This is a genomic window from Georgenia sp. Z1344 (assembly GCF_049856295.1).
Taxonomy (GTDB): domain Bacteria; phylum Actinomycetota; class Actinomycetes; order Actinomycetales; family Actinomycetaceae; genus JB111.
Map to the genome: position 1 here is coordinate 32615 of NZ_JBNDMZ010000001.1, position 17803 is coordinate 50417.

The window sequence follows — 17803 nt, forward strand, 5'->3', positions numbered from 1 at the left end:
TGTCTCCCCCTCAGGTCGTGGCGCGGGCGGGGCGGGCGCCGCGCTCGGCCCGCCACGCGTCAGCGTACGGCGGGTGGCCGGCGAGGAGCTCGGCGTGCGTGCCGCGGGCGAGCACCCGGGCGGGCGCGACGGAGCCGTCGTCGGGTCCGCCCGCCCGGTTCGACGGATGGTCCGACGGGTGGTCCCGACCGAGCACGAGCACCTCGTCGGCCGCGGCGAGGGGGGCCAGACGGTGAGTGACGAGCAGGATGCCGCGTGCCTCCCTCTCGGGCGCCCCTCCCGCGCGCGGCGCGGTGAGCAGGTCGGTGACGAGCTCGTCGGCCGTCCCGGGGTCGAGGTGCTCCGCCGGCTCGTCCAGGAGGAGCAGCGGAGCGCGGGACGCGAGGGCGCGGGCCAGCAGGAGGCGACGTCGTTCGCCGCCGGAGATCGTCGTGGCGTCGGCACCGAGCCGGGTGGCGAGCCCGTCCGGGAGGCCCGCGAGCCAGGGTCCGAGACCGACCTGATCGAGCAGCGCGGACGCCTCGCCCTCGGTGAGGTCGCCGCGACCGACGCGGAGGTTCTCCAGCACGCTCGTGGCGAAGACGTGGGCGTCCTCGGCGGTGAGCGTCACGGTGGAGGCGCGGTCGGCCGAGGTGAGGGCGGTCGCGGCGTGCCCGTCGATCGTCGCCGTGCCGGCCGCCGGTTCCAGCAGGCCGGCGAGCGTGGCGAGCACGGTGGACTTGCCGATCCCGGACGGGCCGACGACGGCGATCGACCGGCCCGGGGACAGGTCGACGTCGACGCGCGCCACGGTGGGGCCGCCGGGCCAGGCGACCGCGAGGTCCTGTGCGAGCAGCCGAGGCCCGGTTGCGTCCCGACCGGTGGTGGTGGCATGGGGAGCGGCGGTCGGTACCGACCCCGGCGCCGCGACGGTCGGCGACCGGTCCGCCGGTGCGGACGCGGAGGACGCCCCGGCCTGGTCGGCGGGCGCCCCCGCGGCGTCCACGAGGCCGAGGACCCGGCGGGCGGCGGCCGCGCTCGTCACCCTCTGGACCGCGGCCTGACCGAGGACCGCGGTGCCCTCGAAGCTCGCGAGCGGCGTGAGCACGACGACGCACAGCCCGACCTCGGACAGCTGCCCGGCGCCGACGGCCGCGATCCCGAGCACCAGTGCGCCGACGACTCCCACGGCCATTCCCGTGAGGTCGAGCGCGGCGGCGAACCCCCGGGCCCGGCCGATCGCGTCGCGCTCCCGCGCGAGGCGGCGCTCGGTCGCACCCAGCGCCGCCAGGGCGGTGCCGACCCGCCCCGAGGTCTGCAGCTCGGCAGCCCCGTCGATCAGCGCACCGGAGTGTGCCGTGAGGTCGGCACGAGCTGCGACCTGCGCGGTGGCCGCCCGCCGGGCCGCGGCTGCGGTGACGGCGGGTGAGACCACCCCCGCCAGCAGCAGGCCTGCCGCGAGGACCAGCCCGGCGGCGGGCAGCAGGGCACCGACGATCGTCACGGACACCAGAGCGACGCCGAGGGCCACCGCCCGGGGGACGGTCGAGCGGACGACGAGGTCACCGATCGCGTCGACGTCCTCGCCGGCGCGGGCCAGCAGGTCGCCGCGGCGCAGCGTGGCCACGACCTCGGTACGGCCGCCCGCGAGCGCCAGGTAGGTGCGCTCGCGGAGCGTGGCGACGCCGTCGAGGGCCACCTTGTGGGAGGCGAGGCGCTCGAGGTAGCGGAACAGGGCCTTGGAGATGCCGAACGTGCGCACGCCCACCGCCGCGACCGACAGCGTGAGCACGGGCGGGTGCTGGGAGGCACGCGCGATGAGCCACGCCGAGACGGCCGTGAGCCCGACGCCCGCGCCGACGGCGAGGACACCGAGCAGCACCGCCCAGGCCACCCGCCACCGCGAGACACCGAGCATCGCGACCGCACGCCGCAGCACGACCCGCTCGCCCGCCCCCTCGCCCACGGTCACTCCCTCGCCCACGGTCACCGCGCGGCCTCCTCGTCCGCCACGGTGCAGGAGTCGGCGGCGACCACCTCGACGACGTGGTCGGAGACCGCGACGAGCGCGGGACGGTGCGCGACGACGAGCACGGTGCGGCCCGCGTCCCGCAGAGCCCGGACCGCTGTCAGGACGTGGCTCTCGGCGGCGGCGTCGAGGTGCGCCGAGGGTTCGTCGAGCACGACGAGCGGGGCGTCGGCGACGAGCGCGCGCGTGAGGGCCAGCCGCTGGCGCTGCCCGACCGACAGGCCGACGCCGCCGTGGCCCACGACCGTGTCCCAGCCGTGCGGGAGTCCGGCGAGAACCTCGTCCAGGCCGGTGGCGCGGGCGGCGGCCGCGAGCGCGTCGGCCTTCGCGCCCGGGGCGACGTTCTCGGCGACCGTGCCGGGCAGGATCGTCGGGCGCTGCGGGACGTACGCGACCTGGGCCCACCAGGACTCCCGGTCGACGTCGGCGAGGTCGGTCTCCGTTCCGTCGGGGGCGCGCACAACCACCCGCCCGGTGTCGGGGGCGAGGACGCCGAGGGTGGTGAGGGCCGTCGTCGTCTTGCCCGACCCCGACGGGCCGACGAGCGCCGTGACCTCCCCGGGTGCGATCTCGGCGTCGAGCCCCGCGGGGGCGAGGCGGTCGCTGTCGCCCGCCCGGACCCCGAGGCCCTGGAGGAGCACCGTCGAGCCGCGCAGCCCGGGTGCGGGGGCGGTGCCGGACCCGGCGGCCGGGGCGTCGAGCACGGCGAACGCCTTCTCCGCGGCCGCGACGCCGTCGGACGACGCGTGGAACTGGGTGCCGACCTCGCGCAGCGGCCGGAAGACCTCGGGCGCGAGCATGATGCACACCAGGGCGCCCTCGAGGCCGACGTGCCCGTAGACGAGCCGCATGCCGACGCTGACGGCGACGAGCGCGACGCAGATCGAGGTGAGGAACTCGAGCACGGCCCCGGAGAGGAACGCGAGGCGTAGCGTGCGCATGGTGGCGGCCGACCATGCTCGTCCGAGCTCCCGCACCCGCCTCGCGGGCCCGTGCTCGCGGCCGAGCGCGGTGAGGGTGGCCAGGCCGGCCATGAGGTCGACGAGCTGGGCGCCGAGGCGGGACATCGACGCGAGGCGGGCGTCGGCGAACTGCTGGGTGAGTCGCCCGATGAGGATCATGAACACCGGGATCAGGGGGATCGTCACCGCGAGGATGGCCGCGGAGGTGAGGTCGGCCCCGAGCACCACCGCGAGCGTGGCGGGCGTGACCGTCGCGGCCAGGACCAGCTGGGGCAGGTAGCGCACGAGGTAGGGCTCGAGGTCGTCCAGGCCGCGCACGGCGAGGGTGACGCTGTCGGCGCCGTGCTCCGCCCGCCACCGGGGGCCGAGCGCGAGCGCGTGGGCGAGCACGCCTGCGCGGAGCTCCGCGACGACGTCGGTGGCCGCCCGGTGCGCGACTGACTCCTGGGCGCCGTGCACGAGCGCGCGGGCGACCAGGACGACGCCGAGCCAGATCAACGGCGTGCGGACGTCGGTGAGGGTGGCGCCGCCCTCGATCGCCGCGGCGAGGATGCGCGCGAGGAGGAGGACCTGCGCGATCACCAGCGCCGCCGTCGTGGCCCCGGCCAGGGCGACGACGACGACGTAGCGCCGCGCCGCACGGGCGTGCGCGAGGAGTCGGGGGTCGAGCGGCTTCACGCTGTCGGCGCACCGTCGTCGTCGGACCCGGCGTCGGACCCGTCGTCGGACCCGGCGTCGCCCCTGTCCGACCTGGCGGCGACCCGGACCGGGACGGTGACCCGCCGGTCGAGGCCGGCGGGCGTGTCGGGCAGGACGTCGGCGTTGATCCGGCGGCGGAAGACCCAGTACGACCACGCCTGGTAGGCGAGCACCACGGGGACGAGGACGAGCGCGACGATGCTCATGACGACGAGCGTCGGCCCGGTGGCCGCGGCCTCGCGGAAGGTCAGCGAGTACGCGGGGTCGACCGAGGAGCGCATGACGTCGGGCGCCATGGCACCGAAGATCAGCACGACGGCGGCGACGATCGTCACGGCGGAGCAGACGAACGACCGCCCCTCCTGCTCGCGGTGCGCGAAGAACGCGGCGCCGACCAGGCCGACCGCGGCGACGACCAGCGGTGCCCACGTCCACACGTGGGCGGAGTGGGCGAGCTGGGCCCACAGCCCCCAGGCGGCGCCGACCACGAGGGCGATCAGCGAGAGCGGCTTGGCGGCGGCGACGGCCTGGTCGTGCACGGTTCCGGCCGTCTTCCAGGCGAGGAACACCATGCCGTGGGCGAGGAACAGCACCGCTGTGAGCAGGCCGCCGAGGAGGGTGAACGGGGTGAGGAGCGAGAGCAGGCCACCGGTGAGCTGGGCGTTGCCGGCGTCGTCCCGGACGATCTCCATGCCCTGGACGAGGTTGGCGAACGCGACCCCCCACAGGACGGCGGGCACCCAGGCGGAGATCGTGTGCAGGAGGTCCCAGCGCCGGCGCCAGGCGGGGTCGGTGACCTTGCCGCGCCACTCGATGGCGCAGATCCGCACGATGAGCGCGACGAGGATGACCAGCAGCGGCAGGTACATGCCCGAGAACATCGTGGCGTACCACTCGGGGAACGCCGCGAACATGGCCCCGCCCGCGGTGATGAGCCACACCTCGTTGCCGTCCCAGTGCGGACCGATCGAGGACAGCATCGTGCGCCGCTCCTTGTCGCGGCGCTCAGCGTCGCCCCGGGGCAGGATCGTCAGCAGCATGCCGACGCCGAAGTCGAAGCCCTCGAGCATCAGGTAGCCGGTCCAGAGGACCGCGATGAGGACGAACCAGAGAAGCGGCAGCGCCTCGGTCATGTCGATCGGTCTCCTTGTCGGGTCGGGCGGTTCAGTAGGCGAAGGACAGCGGCTGGTCGTCGTCGGCGGGGTCCGGCTCGGGCGCGGGGGCGGGGTCGATCCCCTCGCGGACGTACCGGCGCACGAGCCAGAACCAGACGACGCCGAGCGCCGCGTACAGCAGGGTGAACGTCACCAGCGAGGTGAGGACCGTCGTCGAGGTGACGACCGTGGACACGCCGTCCGCCGTGCGCAGCCAGACCTGGTCGACCGGGTTGTCCGGGTTCGGGTGGACGACCCACGGCTGTCGGCCCATCTCGGTGAAGATCCAGCCGAACGAGGAGGCGAGGAACGGCATGGGCAGCGAGACCAGGCACAGGCGGGAGAACCAGCGCGAGCCGGTCACCCGTCCTCCGCGCAGCGCCCACAGACCCCACACCGCCAGGGCGGCGGAGAACACGCCGAGCCCGATCATCAGGCGGAAGCTCCAGTACGTGACGACGAGGTTGGGGCGGTAGTCGACCCCCTCCCCGTAGAGCTCCTCGTACTCGGCCTGGACGTCGTTGACGCCCGGCAGGTAGCTCTCCTCGCCGGCGAAGCTGTTGGTTCCCATGAACGAGGTGACGCCGGGCAGCTCGAAGAGGTGGATGGCGTTCTCGCAGTCGTTCGACAGGTCGCCGATCGCGAGGATGGACAGGGGGACGGACTCGCCGCCGTCGCAGACGGCCTCGGCGGAAGCCATCTTCATGGGCTGTTGCTCGTACATGAGCTGGCCCTGGTGGTGGCCCGTGAGGATCACGGCGACGCCGGAGATCACCACCGTGATCAGGCCGACCATCGCGCCCGGTCGCCACACGTGCCGCGCCTCGGCCTCGGCCTGGTCGCCCTCGTGGGCGAGGCCGGAGGCGGGGGAGCCCGCGCCGCGGACGGTGCGCACGATCCACCAGCCGCACACGCCGGCCACGAGCGTGCCCGCCACGAGGAAGGCGGCCGCGACGGCGTGGCCGAACGCGGCGATCGCCGTGTTGTTCGTGATGACCTCGAGGAAGCCGCCGATGCCGTCGAGCTCGGCGCGGCCCGTCTCGGCGTTGTAGACGGCCCCGACGGGGTGCTGCATCCACGAGTTCGCCGCGATGATCCAGTACGCCGACAGGTTGACGCCGATCGCCACCATCCAGATGCACGCCAGGTGCAGGCCCTTGGACAGGCGTTCCTTGCCGAAGAGCCACAGGCCGAGGAACGTCGACTCAAGGAAGAAGGCGGCCAGCGCCTCGATGGCGAGCGGGGCGCCGAAGATGTCGCCGACGAACCGCGAGTACTCCGACCAGTTCATGCCGAACTGGAACTCCTGGACGATGCCGGTGGCCACGCCGAGCGCGAAGTTGATGAGCAGGATTTTGCCGAAGAAGTTCGTCAGCTTGAGCCAGTGATCCTTGCCGGTGCGCCACCAGAACGTCTGCATGAGCGCGACGAGCGGGGCCAGGCCGATCGTCAGCGGGACGAGGATGAAGTGGTAGACGGTCGTGATGCCGAACTGCCACCGGGCGAGCTCGAGGGCTTCCACTTGGCTGTCCTTCCGGGCAGGGCTGTCGCACGGGTGAGCGCGGCTGCCGCCACGGTAGGAAGCGACACCGCGTCAGTGCCGGGACCAAGGTCCTGCGAGGTGACGCGACGTCGCGATCTGTGGGCGGGGGCGGGCGGTGCGCTGGGATGCGGGACGTGGGCGAGGTTGCAGGGTCCGGACGGCCTCCGTGTGGGATACTCGCCGGGACCCTGTCGCGGGGCCGTTCCCCCCGCGCGGGGTCCGACGACGAGTTCCACGTCGGTGAGCAGGACCGGTTCGCGCCGCCAGAGAGCGCCGCCGCGACCGCCCTGCGTAGCCGACGAACCGCCGGGCGACAGAGCCCGCGCGGCTGCGGGGTTCGCCGTCGGCGTTCCTGCCCCGTCGCGGCGGGGGGCGCACCCACAGGACTTCCGTCCGCGCACGCCGCGGACGACGAGAGGCTCACCGGGCCGAGGGACGGCCGGCACGGTGGGTGGAAGGATTTGCATGTCTGAGAGCTCCGAGCCCACGGCACAGGCAGGCGAGCAGGCGGGGGAGACCGCCGCACCGGCACCGCGCAGGCGCGCCTCGCGCCGCGCCACCAAGCCGGCCGCCGCGCCCACGGTCCCCGAGGAGACCACCGGGACCGCCGGTTCAGCCCCGTCCGACGACGACGCCGCAGCGCCCGGCGCCGCCGACTCGTCCGGCGAGGCCGCATCGTCCGCCGCCGGCGCGGACGCCCCGGCCGCGACCGACGAGGCCGCCCCGAAGGTCACCCGGACCCGCGCGACGCGCACGTCCGGCTCGGCCCGCGCGTCCGGCACCCGCTCGACCACGAGCCGCGCCACCCGCTCGCGCCAGGCCGCCGCCCCCGCCGACAGGGCCGGCGCCGACGAGACCGCCACCGACGCCGCCTCGACCGACGTCGGCGCAAGCACCGCTACCTCGGCCGACGTCGACGCGACGTCCACCGTCGAGACCGGCGCGGCCCCGACGACGACCGGCGGCGATGTCGAGAGCTCCGCCGATGGCACGACCACGTCCTCGGACGCCACCGCGACGACCACCGGCGACGCCGCGCCGAGCACCACCACCGACCTCACCGCCGACGTCGAGGCCCTCGGCGCCTCCCGCGCCGCACGGTCGACCGGGACCGGGACCAGGTCGAGCCGCACGTCGGGATCCTCCACCTCCACCGGCACCCGCTCGCGCCGCGCGACGAGCGGCGGTTCACGGCGGGCGAGCTCGCGCGTGACCACACCCGCGGCCGCCGAGCCCGCCGAGACCGAGGTGCCCCGCACGACGGCCGGCACGGCCGCCGCGGCGTCCGGTCTGGACGCCGTCGTCGCCGAGGCCGCGACCGCCGCCACCGGGTCCGCCGACCTCGCCGACGCCGCCAAGGACACCGCCCCGGCCGCGCGCAAGCCGCGCCGCAGCCGCCGCGCGACCGCCCCCGCGCGCGAGCCCGACCAGAGCATCGACGTCCTCGCCGAGCTCGGTGTCGAGACCGCCGACGGATCGGCCGACGCCGACGACGACACCCAGGCCGCCGGGCAGCCGGACGCGGGCCCGGACGTCGCCGCGACGACCGACCCCGCAGACGACACCGCGACGCAGGCCACCACCGACGTCGACCCCGACGAGACCGACGAGATCGACGACGAGGACGCGACGGACGAGCAGTCCGACGAGCCTCGCCTGCCGGCCTCGGCCCTCCTCTTCCAGGCGCCCGACCCGGCCAAGGCGCGCCCCCGGCGTCGTGCCGTGGCCCCGGCAGGGGCCCCCGAGGTGCGCTTCGGCGCGCCGGCGACCGATGACGCGTCGGAGCGGGCGCAGGCGTCGGACACCGAGGACACCGACGACAGTGACGAGCAGTCCGCCGACGAGCGCCCGCGCTCCCGCGGCCGCGGCGGATCGCGCCGTGGCTCGGGCGGCCGGTCCGGCTCGCGCCAGGGCGGCGACCGCTCCGGCGACGGCCCGGCCGACGACGCGGCCGGCACCGCCGGCGACACGAGCACCGGCTCCTCCGCCTCCTCCGACGACGACGGGTCCGACGACGACTCCGACGAGTCCCAGAACGACGAGTCCCAGAACGACGAGTCCCAGAACGGCGAGTCCCAGAACGGCGAGGGCGGCGGCAACCGTCGGCGTCGTCGTCGGGGCGGCCGCGGCCGACGCAACCGGTCCGGCTCGCGCGGCAACGGCGAGGGCTCCAGCGACTCGGACGACTCCGGTGACGACTCCGACGACGGCGACGAGCAGAACGGGTCGGGCTCGGGCGGCCGCGGCCAGGACCGCTCGCGCTCCGGCGAGAACGACTCCGACGGGGACGGCGGTGACGACTCCGGCAACGATGACGGCGAGGACGGCTCGAGCTCGCGTCGTCGTCGGCGCCGTCGTCGCTCCGGCGGGCAGGGCGACGACGACGGGGGCGCCGCGCGTGCCCGCAACGAGGTGACGGCCCTCAAGGGGTCGACCCGCCTCGAGGCCAAGCGCCAGCGCCGCCGTGAGGGTCGCGACGCCGGCCGCCGCCGCACGACGATCTCCGAGTCGGAGTTCCTCGCGCGCCGCGAGTCGGTCGAGCGCACGATGCTCGTGCGCGAGCAGGACGGCCTCAACCAGATCGCCGTGCTCGAGGACGGCGTCCTGGTCGAGCACTACGTCGCCCGGCACACCCAGACCTCGATGGTCGGCAACGTCTACCTCGGGCGCGTGCAGAACGTGCTGCCCTCGATGGAGGCCGCGTTCATCGACGTCGGCAAGGGCCGCAACGCGGTCCTCTACGCCGGCGAGGTCAACTGGGAGGCCGCCGGTATGGACGGCCAGCCCCGGCGCATCGAGCAGGCGCTCAAGTCCGGCGACCAGGTGCTCGTCCAGGTCACCAAGGACCCGATCGGGCACAAGGGCGCCCGCCTCACCTCGCAGATCACGCTCGCCGGCCGGCACCTCGTGCTCGTCCCCTCGGGCGCGATGACCGGTATCTCCCGCAAGCTCCCCGAGGGCGAGCGGAACCGCCTGAAGAAGCTGCTCAAGGAGATCGTGCCCGCCGGATCCGGCGTCATCGTGCGCACCGCCGCCGAGGGCGCGACCGAGGAGCAGCTGCGCAGCGACGTCGAGCGGCTGACGAAGATCTGGGACGACATCACGAAGAAGTCGTCCGGCAACGCCAAGGCGCCCGTCCTGCTCAAGGGCGAGCCCGAGCTCGCCGTCCGCGTGGTCCGCGACGTCTTCAACGAGGACTTCGCCAAGCTGGTCGTGGCCGGCGACACCGCGTGGCGCACGATCAGCGACTACGTGGGCGACATGTCCCCGGACCTCGCCGAGCGCCTGCACCACTGGACGGACGACAAGGACCTGTTCGCCGAGCACCGCGTGGACGAGCAGCTCGCCAAGGGCATGGACCGCAAGGTCTGGCTGCCCTCGGGCGGCTCGCTCGTCATCGACCGCACCGAGGCCATGACGGTCGTCGACGTCAACACCGGCAAGTTCACCGGCTCGGGCGGGACGCTCGAGGAGACGGTGACGAAGAACAACCTCGAGGCCGCCGAGGAGATCGTCCGCCAGCTCCGGCTGCGGGACATCGGCGGCATCATCGTCATCGACTTCATCGACATGGTGCTGCCCGCCAACCGCGACCTCGTGGTCCGGCGCCTGCTCGAGTGCCTCGGCCGCGACCGCACGCGTCACCAGGTGGCCGAGGTGACGAGCCTCGGGCTCGTCCAGATGACCCGCAAGCGGGTCGGCCAGGGCCTGGTCGAGGCGTTCTCCACGCCGTGCGAGCACTGCCACGGCCGCGGGTTCGTCGTCCACGACCACCCGATCGAGCGCAGCGACGCCGCCGAGGCGCAGATCGCCGACTCCTCCGAGCAGGGTGGTCGCCGTCGCCGCGGGCGCGGCGGCTCCGGCCGGGGCGGCAACGGGTCCGGCGGCGGCTCCGGCTCCGGCGGCAACGGCTCGTCCGGCTCCGGCGGCGGCAAGGACCAGGACTCGTCCGGCGAGGCCAAGCCCGAGCCGGACCGCGAGGCCGTGCGTCAGACGCTCGCGCAGATCGCCGCCGCGGCGGCCAGCGCCCACGACCGTACGGGCGCGGACTCCGCGGCGACCGCCGAGGAGGGGGCTCAGGTCGGACAGTCGTCCGACGCCCCGGCCGCGGGCGAGACCGGGGACACGGGCACGACGACGACCGACGCGCCGGCTGCCTCCGACGAGTCGGGCGCGGTTCCTGCGGCGGACGCCACGGCCGACGACGCGTCGTCCGGTGCGTCCGGCTCCGACGACGCCTCCGCCGATGCGCCGGCCGCGGGCTGGGCCACCACGATCGACGCCCCCGGCGCCGGTTCGACGACCGAGGTCGCGCCCGACGACGCGACGCCCACGGGCGGCGGGGCAGAGGACGCGACGTCTACTGAGGCAGCGGCCGGAGACAGGCCTGCCGCCGAGGCAGCCCCCGCCGAGGCAGCCCCCGCCGAGGCAGCCCCTGCCGAGGCGGGCGAGCCCGCCGAGGTGAGCTCCGCCGTCGGGCAGGGTGCGGCCGACGAGGGGACCGAGGCCGTGAAGGCCCCGGCCCCGCGGAAGCGTCGGTCGCGCCGCGCGACGAGCGCGCCGACCGCGGCTCCGTCCGCGGAGGCCTGACCGACCGGTCGAGGGCGGGCCGGCTCAGGGCCGCCGACCGACCCGATGACGACGAACGGGCGCGCACCCCGAGGGGTGCGCGCCCGTTCGGCCTTCCCCGTGCGGCGTTCCGGCGTGCGGCCGACCGCCGCTCAGCGCACGAGCGGGTGGTAGCGCAGCGGGTTGGGCCAGCACTCGGCCTCCGTGGCGATACGCATGTCCGCCGCGACGGCGCCCGAGTCGCGCAGGGCGTAGAGCCGGTCGACGACCCGGTCCCGCAACGTCCACGGGTCGATCGTGTTGAGGTAGATCTTCGTGCCGCCCTCGAAGCCCGCGAGCGTGGAGACGCGCCACTTGAGCATGATCCGCCAGGGCATCGGCTGGTCGACGTCGGCCGGCTGGTGGTGCCACTCCTCGTTGCACGGCACGAGCGTGCCGGTCGCCGCGTGGCAGGCGTGCACGAGGTCCGAGACCGCGCGCAGCTCGTCGGCCGAGTGCTCCCACGGCGCCGTGCGCTCCGAGCGGGAGTAGATCTCGAGCGTGGGGTAGCGGTGGCCGAACCCGGCGAACGCGACCGCGTGGTCGTTCTCCGCCACCACGAGGTTCTGGTACTGCGCGTAGTTGACAGCCGACTCGTTGAAGAGGTTGGGGTTCGCGCGCAGCCGCTGCAGCTCGAGCTCGGCCTGGACGCCGCGCTCGTCGATCGCCACGAGCTGCTTGTGCAGGTGGTCGAAGCTCGCCCCGGCCGGCTTCAGCCAGTTCTGGAACACCGCCACGTAGCGCGCGTAGCGGTTGGCCTCGTAGAGGGACCGCATCGCGTCGACCGTGAAGGACGTGTACCGGTGGTGCTCCTGCGGGGTCAGCGTCCCCGACGAGGCGAGGTCGACGTCGGTCGTGGCGTCGTCGGTGAAGTGCCGGCGCGCGACGATCACGTCGTGGCCGCCCCCGAAGAACCCGGTGGCGTGCGCGAGGCGGTCGGCCTCGCCCATCGACTCCCACGTGGAGGTCGCGTCGCCGGAGGCCCGCAGGCGCTGGTCGACGACCCGGGCGACGTGCGCCTCGCCGTCGGGGGTGGCGAGGTAGGCGTCGCGGCGCTCCGCCACCGCGGCGGGCACCTCGTAGCCGTAGTTCTGGTGCCAGTAGTCGAAGGAGAGGATCTCGAACAGGTTGGGGATGCGCCGGAACTCGGCGACCGTGTCGAACATCCGCGCCGCCGGGAGACCGCGCAGGAGCTGCCAGGAATCGTCCGGGCCCGGTGCGGGGGCGGCGGGGACTGGGCGGACGGCATCGTCGTCGGGCCGTTCGTCGTCGTCGGAGGGGGTGGGAGCGTCGTGCCGGACGAGACGGGCCTTCTCGGGCGGCGTCTCGTCGTAGCGCAGGTGGCAGAACGCGCAGTGCCGGCCGTGTTGCGCCGGGTCCAGCGCGGTGGGCTCGGCCGCCGACTGCCCGATCGGGCGATGGGCACGGCCGGGGACCGTCCAGACCTCCGTCCCGGTGAACGGGGAGACCTGCTTGATCGTCCCGTCCGTCATCCTGGTCAGCGGCGCCGCGCCGGGCGCGTGGGGTTGCACCATGCCGGCCACGCTAGTGCTGGCGGCGCGCGGCGCGGGGAGGTCCCTGTGCGGGATCACACAGGCGATCCGGGGCGTCCCCGCACGTCTGAGCCTTGCCGCTGGGCGTCGCGGTGCGTAACCTAGGTCGTCGGCGCGCGCTGCGCCGACAGTGAAGAATCCCCGTGGCCCCGCGGCCGCGGCACGTCCGCGCCGAGCGGGCGGAGGGTTCCCCCAGCAGCGATACAGAGATGAGCAGCAACGTGGTCTACGCGATCGTCAAGGCCGGCGGCCGGCAGGAGAAGGTGTCCGTCGGCGACATCGTCGTCGTCAACAAAATGGCCGGTGCGCCCGGCGACACCGTCGAGCTGACCCCGATCCTGCTCGTCGACGGCGAGAAGGTCACCACCGCGGCCGACGGCATCTCCGCCAAGGTCACCGCAGAGATCGTCCGTGCCGAGAAGGGCAAGAAGGTCACGATCCTGCGCTACAAGAACAAGACCGGCTACATGCGCCGCCAGGGCCACCGCCAGTCGCTCACGCGGCTCAAGGTCACCGGCATCTCCTGATCCCGCCGGTCCGGCAGGCCGGACCGCACCCGACGCACGCGCGCGAGCGCACCACCTCACGAAGAGAGAGCAGAACGAGATGGCAACGAAGAAGGGCGCCAGTTCCTCCAAGAACGGCCGCGACTCCACCGCGCAGCGCCTGGGCGTCAAGCGCTTCGGCGGCCAGGTCGTCAAGGCCGGCGAGATCCTCGTCCGCCAGCGCGGCACGCGTCTGCACCCGGGCCTCGGCGTCGGCCGCGGCAAGGACGACACCCTGTTCGCCCTCGAGGCGGGCACCGTCGAGTTCGGTCGTCGCCGCGACCGCCGCGTGGTGAACATCCTCCCGCTGGAGGTCTGAGCACCACCGCTTCATCCTTGACGGGGGCGGACGGCACGATGCCGTCCGCCCCTCGTCTGTATCCACCCACCTGGAGGACCGCATGGCCAGCTTCGTCGACCGGGTCGTCCTCCATGCCGCCGGCGGGAACGGCGGCCACGGGGTCGCCTCGATCCGCCGTGAGAAGTTCAAGCCCCTGGCCGGGCCCGACGGCGCGAACGGCGGCAACGGCGGGGACGTCGTCCTCGTCGTCGACCCGCAGATCCACACGCTGCTCGACTACCACCACTCGCCCCACCGGCGCGCCCCCAACGGCGGGCAGGGCGCGGGCGACATGCGGCAGGGTGCGAACGGGGCCGACCTCGTGCTCGGCGTGCCCGACGGCACCGTGGTGAAGACCTCCGACGGCGAGGTCATTGCGGACCTCGTGGGCGCCGGCACCTCGGTCGTCATCGCCGAGGGCGGCCGCGGCGGGCTCGGCAACGCGGCCCTGGCCTCCGTGCGCCGCAAGGCCCCCGGCTTCGCCCTGCTCGGCGAGGAGGGGGAGGAGCGGGACGTCGTCCTCGAGGTCAAGTCGGTCGCCGACGTCGCCCTCGTCGGCTTCCCCTCGGCGGGCAAGTCCTCCCTCATCGCCACGGTCAGCGCGGCGCGGCCCAAGATCGCCGACTACCCGTTCACCACGCTCGTGCCCAACCTCGGCGTGGTCATGGCGGGCGAGGAGCGCTTCACCGTTGCCGACGTCCCCGGGCTCATCCCCGGCGCCTCCACCGGCAAGGGCCTGGGACTGGAGTTCCTCCGCCACGTCGAGCGGTGCGCCGTGCTCGTCCACGTCCTCGACTGCGCCACACTCGAGCCGGGGCGCGACCCGATCTCCGACCTCGACACGATCGAGGCCGAGCTCGCCGCCTACTCCGCGGACCTCGACGCCGCGGCCGGGGCGGTGCCCCTCATGCAGCGGCCCCGCGTGGTCGTGCTCAACAAGATCGACGTGCCCGAGGCCCGCGAGCTCGCCGAGTTCGTCCGCCCCGACCTCGAGGCGCGCGGCCTCAAGGTCTTCGCGGTCTCCACGGCCACCCACGAGGGACTGCGGCCTCTCACGTTCGCCCTGTCCGAGATCGTGTCCCGGGCGCGTGCCGAGGCCGCCGAGGTCGCGGCGCCGCGCGTCGTGCTGCGCCCCACCGCGGTCGACGACGCCGGGTTCACCGTCACCCGCAAGGGCAGCGCCGACGAGCCGTTCTTCCAGGTCCGCGGCAAGCGCCCCGAGCGCTGGGTCAAGCAGACCGACTTCTCCAACGACGAGGCGGTCGGCTACCTCGCCGACCGGCTCGCGCGCCTCGGGGTCGAGACCGAGCTGATGAAGGCCGGCGCCGTCCCCGGCGACACGGTCGTCATCGGACCCGCCGACGGCGGAGTCCTGTTCGACTGGGAGCCCACGATGTCCACCGGCGCCGAGCACCTGGGCCCCCGCGGGACCGACCTGCGGGTCGAGGACGAGCGCCGCCGGCCCACGCGCGCCGAGAAGCGCCGCGAGTTCCACGAGTCGATGGACGCCAAGACCGCCGCCCGCGAGGAGCTGTGGACCGAGCGCAAGGCGGGCCACTGGGCCGACCCCTCCGACGAGTGAGCGCGCGCGTCACGGCCTGACCGTGGCCGCTTCGTGGCACGGGCCGAGCCACCGAGGAGCCGCGCGGCACAATGTCCGGGTGAGCTTCCCGACCGTCCACCGGCCCCTCGCCAACCGTGCGCTCCTCGCCCGGGCGGGGTGCGTCGTCGTGAAGATCGGTTCCTCCTCGCTCACGCGCACGGACGGCTCGCTCGACCTCGAGCGGATCGCGCAGCTCTCCACGCTGCTCGCCACGCGGGTCGCGCAGGACCGGCAGGTCGTCCTCGTGTCCTCGGGCGCCATCGCGGCCGGTCTCGCACCGCTCGGTCTCAGCGCCCGGCCGAAGGACCTCGCCACGCAGCAGGCTGCGGCGTCGGTCGGCCAGGGAATGATCCTCGCCCGCTACACCGAGGCATTCGCGCGGCACGGCCGGCGCGTGGGCCAGGTGCTGCTCACGGCGGACGACCTCGTGCGCCGCCAGAGCCACGTCAACGCCGCCCGCGCGCTCGACAAGCTCCTCAGCCTCGGCGTGACACCGATCGTCAACGAGAACGACGCCGTCGCCACCGACGAGATCCGCTTCGGGGACAACGACCGGCTCGCCGCGCTGGTGGCCAACCTCGTCCGGGCCGACGCGCTCGTCCTGCTCACCGACGTCGACGGCCTCTACGACGGCCACCCCGCACACCCGACGTCGTCGCTGATCCCCACGGTCATCGGGCCCGAGGACCTGGCGGGCATCGAGGTCACCGGCCGTGGCTCCGCGGTGGGGACCGGAGGCATGGTGACCAAGCTCGAGGCCGCGTCGATCGCCACCGGCTCCGGCATCCCGGTGGTCCTCACCGACGCCGACCACGCCGCCGATGCGCTTGCCGGCCGGCCGGTCGGCACCTGGTTCGCCGCCCGCGGCCGCCGGATGTCCGCGCGCAGGCTCTGGCTCGCGCACGCGGCCAGGCCGCGCGGGAGCGTGCTGGTCGACGCCGGTGCGGCTGCGGCCGTGGGGGAGCGGCAGCGCTCGCTGCTGATCCCCGGGATCACCGAGGTGGTCGGGGACTTCGAGGCCGGGGACGTGGTCGAGGTGCTCGGGCCGGAGGGCCTCGTGGCCCGGGGAGTCAGCGGTTATGACACCCGCGAGCTCACAGATCTCGTCGCGGCGCCGATGGCGGAGCGGGCGAACCTGCGACCCGCGGTCCACCGCGACGACCTCGCGGTCATGCGGGACGTGGGCGGACGCGCGCAGAGCACCTGACCCGGGGCGCACCCCGCCCCCGCGCGTCCGGAACGTGAGACAGCACCGGGTGGTCGTTGACCCCGGGCGGCAAGCCTGCCTAGTGTCCCTCCAGGTCTTGAGAACCAGTGCGAAGCCCCGGCTCGCTGGTCGGCAACCCCCCTCGTGTGGCGGGGGTGCTCCGGGTGATGACCTGGCTCCACGTCCGTGGAGCAACGCCCGGCGCAGCCCGCGCCCTTGCACGAAGGATCCGGACATGATGCAGCAGGTGAGCACCCACCGATCCAGCTCCACCCTCCTCCCGGCGATGATGATGTGCATGCGCCCGGGCTGTCGGCGAATGTCGGCCTGACAGCCCGGAGACACCAGCGACGCCTGCGCTCCCGCGCCGCGTCACCGCCGGTCGAGGCTGCGACCCGCAGGAGCGAGTGACACGCTCCGCCCGCAGCGCTCCCGGTCATCGCACAGCCGTCGGCCGCGCCGCCGACGGCGGGACCCCGTGAGGACCCCTGCCATGAGCATCAGCCTGACCTCTGCCCGACCCGCCACGACCTCCACGACCGGGCCGACGACGACGATCCGCCGCTCGCCCGCGACCGCTCCGTCCACCGGAACACCCGCCGCGCGGACCACGACCACCACCGGCGCCGGCGCGCCCACCACTCCGGACCCGCGGCGCGCCGCCGAGGGCTCGTCGCGGATCGGCGGCGCCGTCGTCGTCGACCTGTCCGGGCTCGGTGCCGCGGTCTCGGACCCCGAGGCCGACCTCCCCGTCGACACCGCCGACCTGCCGCGGCTCGCCCGGCACGCCCACGCCGCCCGCCAGGCGGGGATCGCCGAGGTCGCGCTCTCGCCCGCCTTCCACCTGCGCTCGGACGCGCCGTGGCGCACCGACGCCGGCTCCGACGCGCGCCGCACCGGTGAGCGCCTGACCGACGCCGGCGTCGACGTCCTCCTCCCGGGCGCCGCCGCGCCGACCGCGGGCGGGCCGACCGCCGGGGCCGGCCTCACCGCCGACTCCGCGCGCCGCGCCTCGGCCAGCCGCGCGCGGACCGCCGGTGCGGCGACGACGGTCGGTGCGCGCGTGCGGACCGCTCCCTACGTCGACTCGGTCGCCGAGTGCGAGGCCGCGGGACGGCTCGGCGGCACGGTGATCGTGCGCGCCGTCCACCACGAGCGGGTGGCCGAGTTCGTCGCGGCCGTCCGCCGCGGCGCCGCCGAGGCCGGGGCCGACGTGCGCGTGCTCGTCGAGCTGCACGTGGCGATCGCCGAGACGCGCGAGCGGGCCCTGGCGCGCACGGAGCTCGTGGCGGACATCGCGGCGGTCGAGCAGCGCGAGCTGCCGTGGTCGGGCTCGGCGGCCGTCATCGGCTCCGCCGAGGACGTCCTCGCCGAGGCGCGCTCGTTCGCCGCGCTCGCCGACGGCCTCGTCCTCGTCCCGATCTCCGTGCCGGCCGACCTCACGGCCATCCTCACCGAGCTCGTCTGAGGTAGGCCGGGCGCACTGCCGACGAACGCACGAGCGGGGCGGCGCCACCGGATGGTGGCGCCGCCCCGACCTTAACGCCTGTGGGTCGCGGTCGAGAGGGGGGGGCCGGCAGT

The 17803-nt window shown here is 74.7% G+C and carries 11 protein-coding genes and 1 riboswitch; of the genes, 6 read left to right on the plus strand and 5 right to left on the minus strand.

Annotation, left to right across the window (positions count from 1 at the left end):
- Window positions 1–10 precede the first annotated feature (10 nt).
- The 4 genes from cydC to ACPYO6_RS00190 are packed head-to-tail and all read right to left on the minus strand — an operon-like array spanning window position 11 to window position 6345.
- On the minus strand, window positions 11–1969 hold the full coding sequence (gene cydC / locus ACPYO6_RS00175) for a thiol reductant ABC exporter subunit CydC (RefSeq protein WP_425712858.1): 1959 nt from the start codon (window positions 1967–1969) through the stop codon (window positions 11–13).
- Complete coding sequence (cydD, locus tag ACPYO6_RS00180; protein ID WP_425712859.1) at window positions 1966–3648, minus strand: thiol reductant ABC exporter subunit CydD; 1683 nt, start codon at window positions 3646–3648, stop codon at window positions 1966–1968. The genes cydC and cydD overlap by 4 nt, the downstream gene beginning before the upstream one ends.
- Window positions 3645–4802: a cytochrome d ubiquinol oxidase subunit II gene (gene cydB / locus ACPYO6_RS00185; RefSeq protein ID WP_425712860.1), complete on the minus strand. Its 1158-nt coding sequence runs from the start codon at window positions 4800–4802 to the stop codon at window positions 3645–3647. The genes cydD and cydB overlap by 4 nt, the downstream gene beginning before the upstream one ends.
- Window positions 4803–4833: 31 nt before the next feature.
- On the minus strand, window positions 4834–6345 hold the full coding sequence (locus ACPYO6_RS00190; RefSeq protein ID WP_425712861.1) for a cytochrome ubiquinol oxidase subunit I: 1512 nt from the start codon (window positions 6343–6345) through the stop codon (window positions 4834–4836).
- A gap of 486 nt (window positions 6346–6831) precedes the next feature.
- Between ACPYO6_RS00190 and ACPYO6_RS00195 the strand changes: the two genes are divergently transcribed.
- Window positions 6832–10956, plus strand: a complete 4125-nt coding sequence (locus ACPYO6_RS00195) for an Rne/Rng family ribonuclease (protein WP_425712862.1) — start codon at window positions 6832–6834, stop codon at window positions 10954–10956.
- Between the two features lie 131 nt (window positions 10957–11087).
- On the opposite strand, the gene ACPYO6_RS00200 is transcribed toward ACPYO6_RS00195, so the two are convergent.
- Window positions 11088–12509, minus strand: coding sequence for a DUF4921 family protein (locus ACPYO6_RS00200; RefSeq protein ID WP_425712863.1), 1422 nt, complete (start codon window positions 12507–12509; stop codon window positions 11088–11090).
- Between the two features lie 227 nt (window positions 12510–12736).
- On the opposite strand from ACPYO6_RS00200, the gene rplU reads away from it, so the two are divergent.
- The 5 genes from rplU (at window position 12737) to ACPYO6_RS00225 (ending at window position 17690) form a co-directional block, all read left to right on the plus strand.
- On the plus strand, window positions 12737–13054 hold the full coding sequence (gene rplU / locus ACPYO6_RS00205; protein ID WP_425712864.1) for a 50S ribosomal protein L21: 318 nt from the start codon (window positions 12737–12739) through the stop codon (window positions 13052–13054).
- 79 nt (window positions 13055–13133) lie between these two features.
- Entirely contained in the window at window positions 13134–13391 is a 258-nt protein-coding gene (gene rpmA / locus ACPYO6_RS00210; RefSeq protein ID WP_425712865.1) for a 50S ribosomal protein L27, read from the plus strand.
- 82 nt (window positions 13392–13473) lie between these two features.
- The gene (obgE, locus tag ACPYO6_RS00215) at window positions 13474–14994 is read left to right on the plus strand and encodes a GTPase ObgE (protein ID WP_425712866.1); all 1521 of its coding nucleotides are present in this window, start codon (window positions 13474–13476) and stop codon (window positions 14992–14994) included.
- A gap of 79 nt (window positions 14995–15073) precedes the next feature.
- Window positions 15074–16222 carry a glutamate 5-kinase gene (gene proB, locus ACPYO6_RS00220; RefSeq protein WP_425712867.1) on the plus strand — a complete coding sequence of 383 codons (1149 nt, stop codon included), beginning with the start codon at window positions 15074–15076 and terminating at the stop codon, window positions 16220–16222.
- Between the two features lie 93 nt (window positions 16223–16315).
- A riboswitch (SAM riboswitch) is annotated at window positions 16316–16427 on the plus strand.
- Window positions 16428–16715: 288 nt separating this feature from the next.
- Window positions 16716–17690 carry a hypothetical protein gene (locus tag ACPYO6_RS00225; protein ID WP_425712868.1) on the plus strand — a complete coding sequence of 325 codons (975 nt, stop codon included), beginning with the start codon at window positions 16716–16718 and terminating at the stop codon, window positions 17688–17690.
- Window positions 17691–17803 lie beyond the last annotated feature (113 nt).

Bases quoted from the DNA above. Each gene is read 5' to 3' on its own strand.
- obgE (WP_425712866.1), top strand. From the start codon at position 13,474: ATGGCCAGCTTCGTCGACCGGGTCGTCCTCCATGCCGCCGGCGGGAAC.
- ACPYO6_RS00195 (WP_425712862.1), top strand. From the start codon at position 6,832: ATGTCTGAGAGCTCCGAGCCCACGGCACAGGCAGGCGAGCAGGCGGGG.
- ACPYO6_RS00200 (WP_425712863.1), bottom strand. From the start codon at position 12,509: ATGGTGCAACCCCACGCGCCCGGCGCGGCGCCGCTGACCAGGATGACG.
- ACPYO6_RS00225 (WP_425712868.1), top strand. From the start codon at position 16,716: ATGAGCATCAGCCTGACCTCTGCCCGACCCGCCACGACCTCCACGACC.
- rpmA (WP_425712865.1), top strand. From the start codon at position 13,134: ATGGCAACGAAGAAGGGCGCCAGTTCCTCCAAGAACGGCCGCGACTCC.
- rplU (WP_425712864.1), top strand. From the start codon at position 12,737: ATGAGCAGCAACGTGGTCTACGCGATCGTCAAGGCCGGCGGCCGGCAG.
- cydB (WP_425712860.1), bottom strand. From the start codon at position 4,802: ATGACCGAGGCGCTGCCGCTTCTCTGGTTCGTCCTCATCGCGGTCCTC.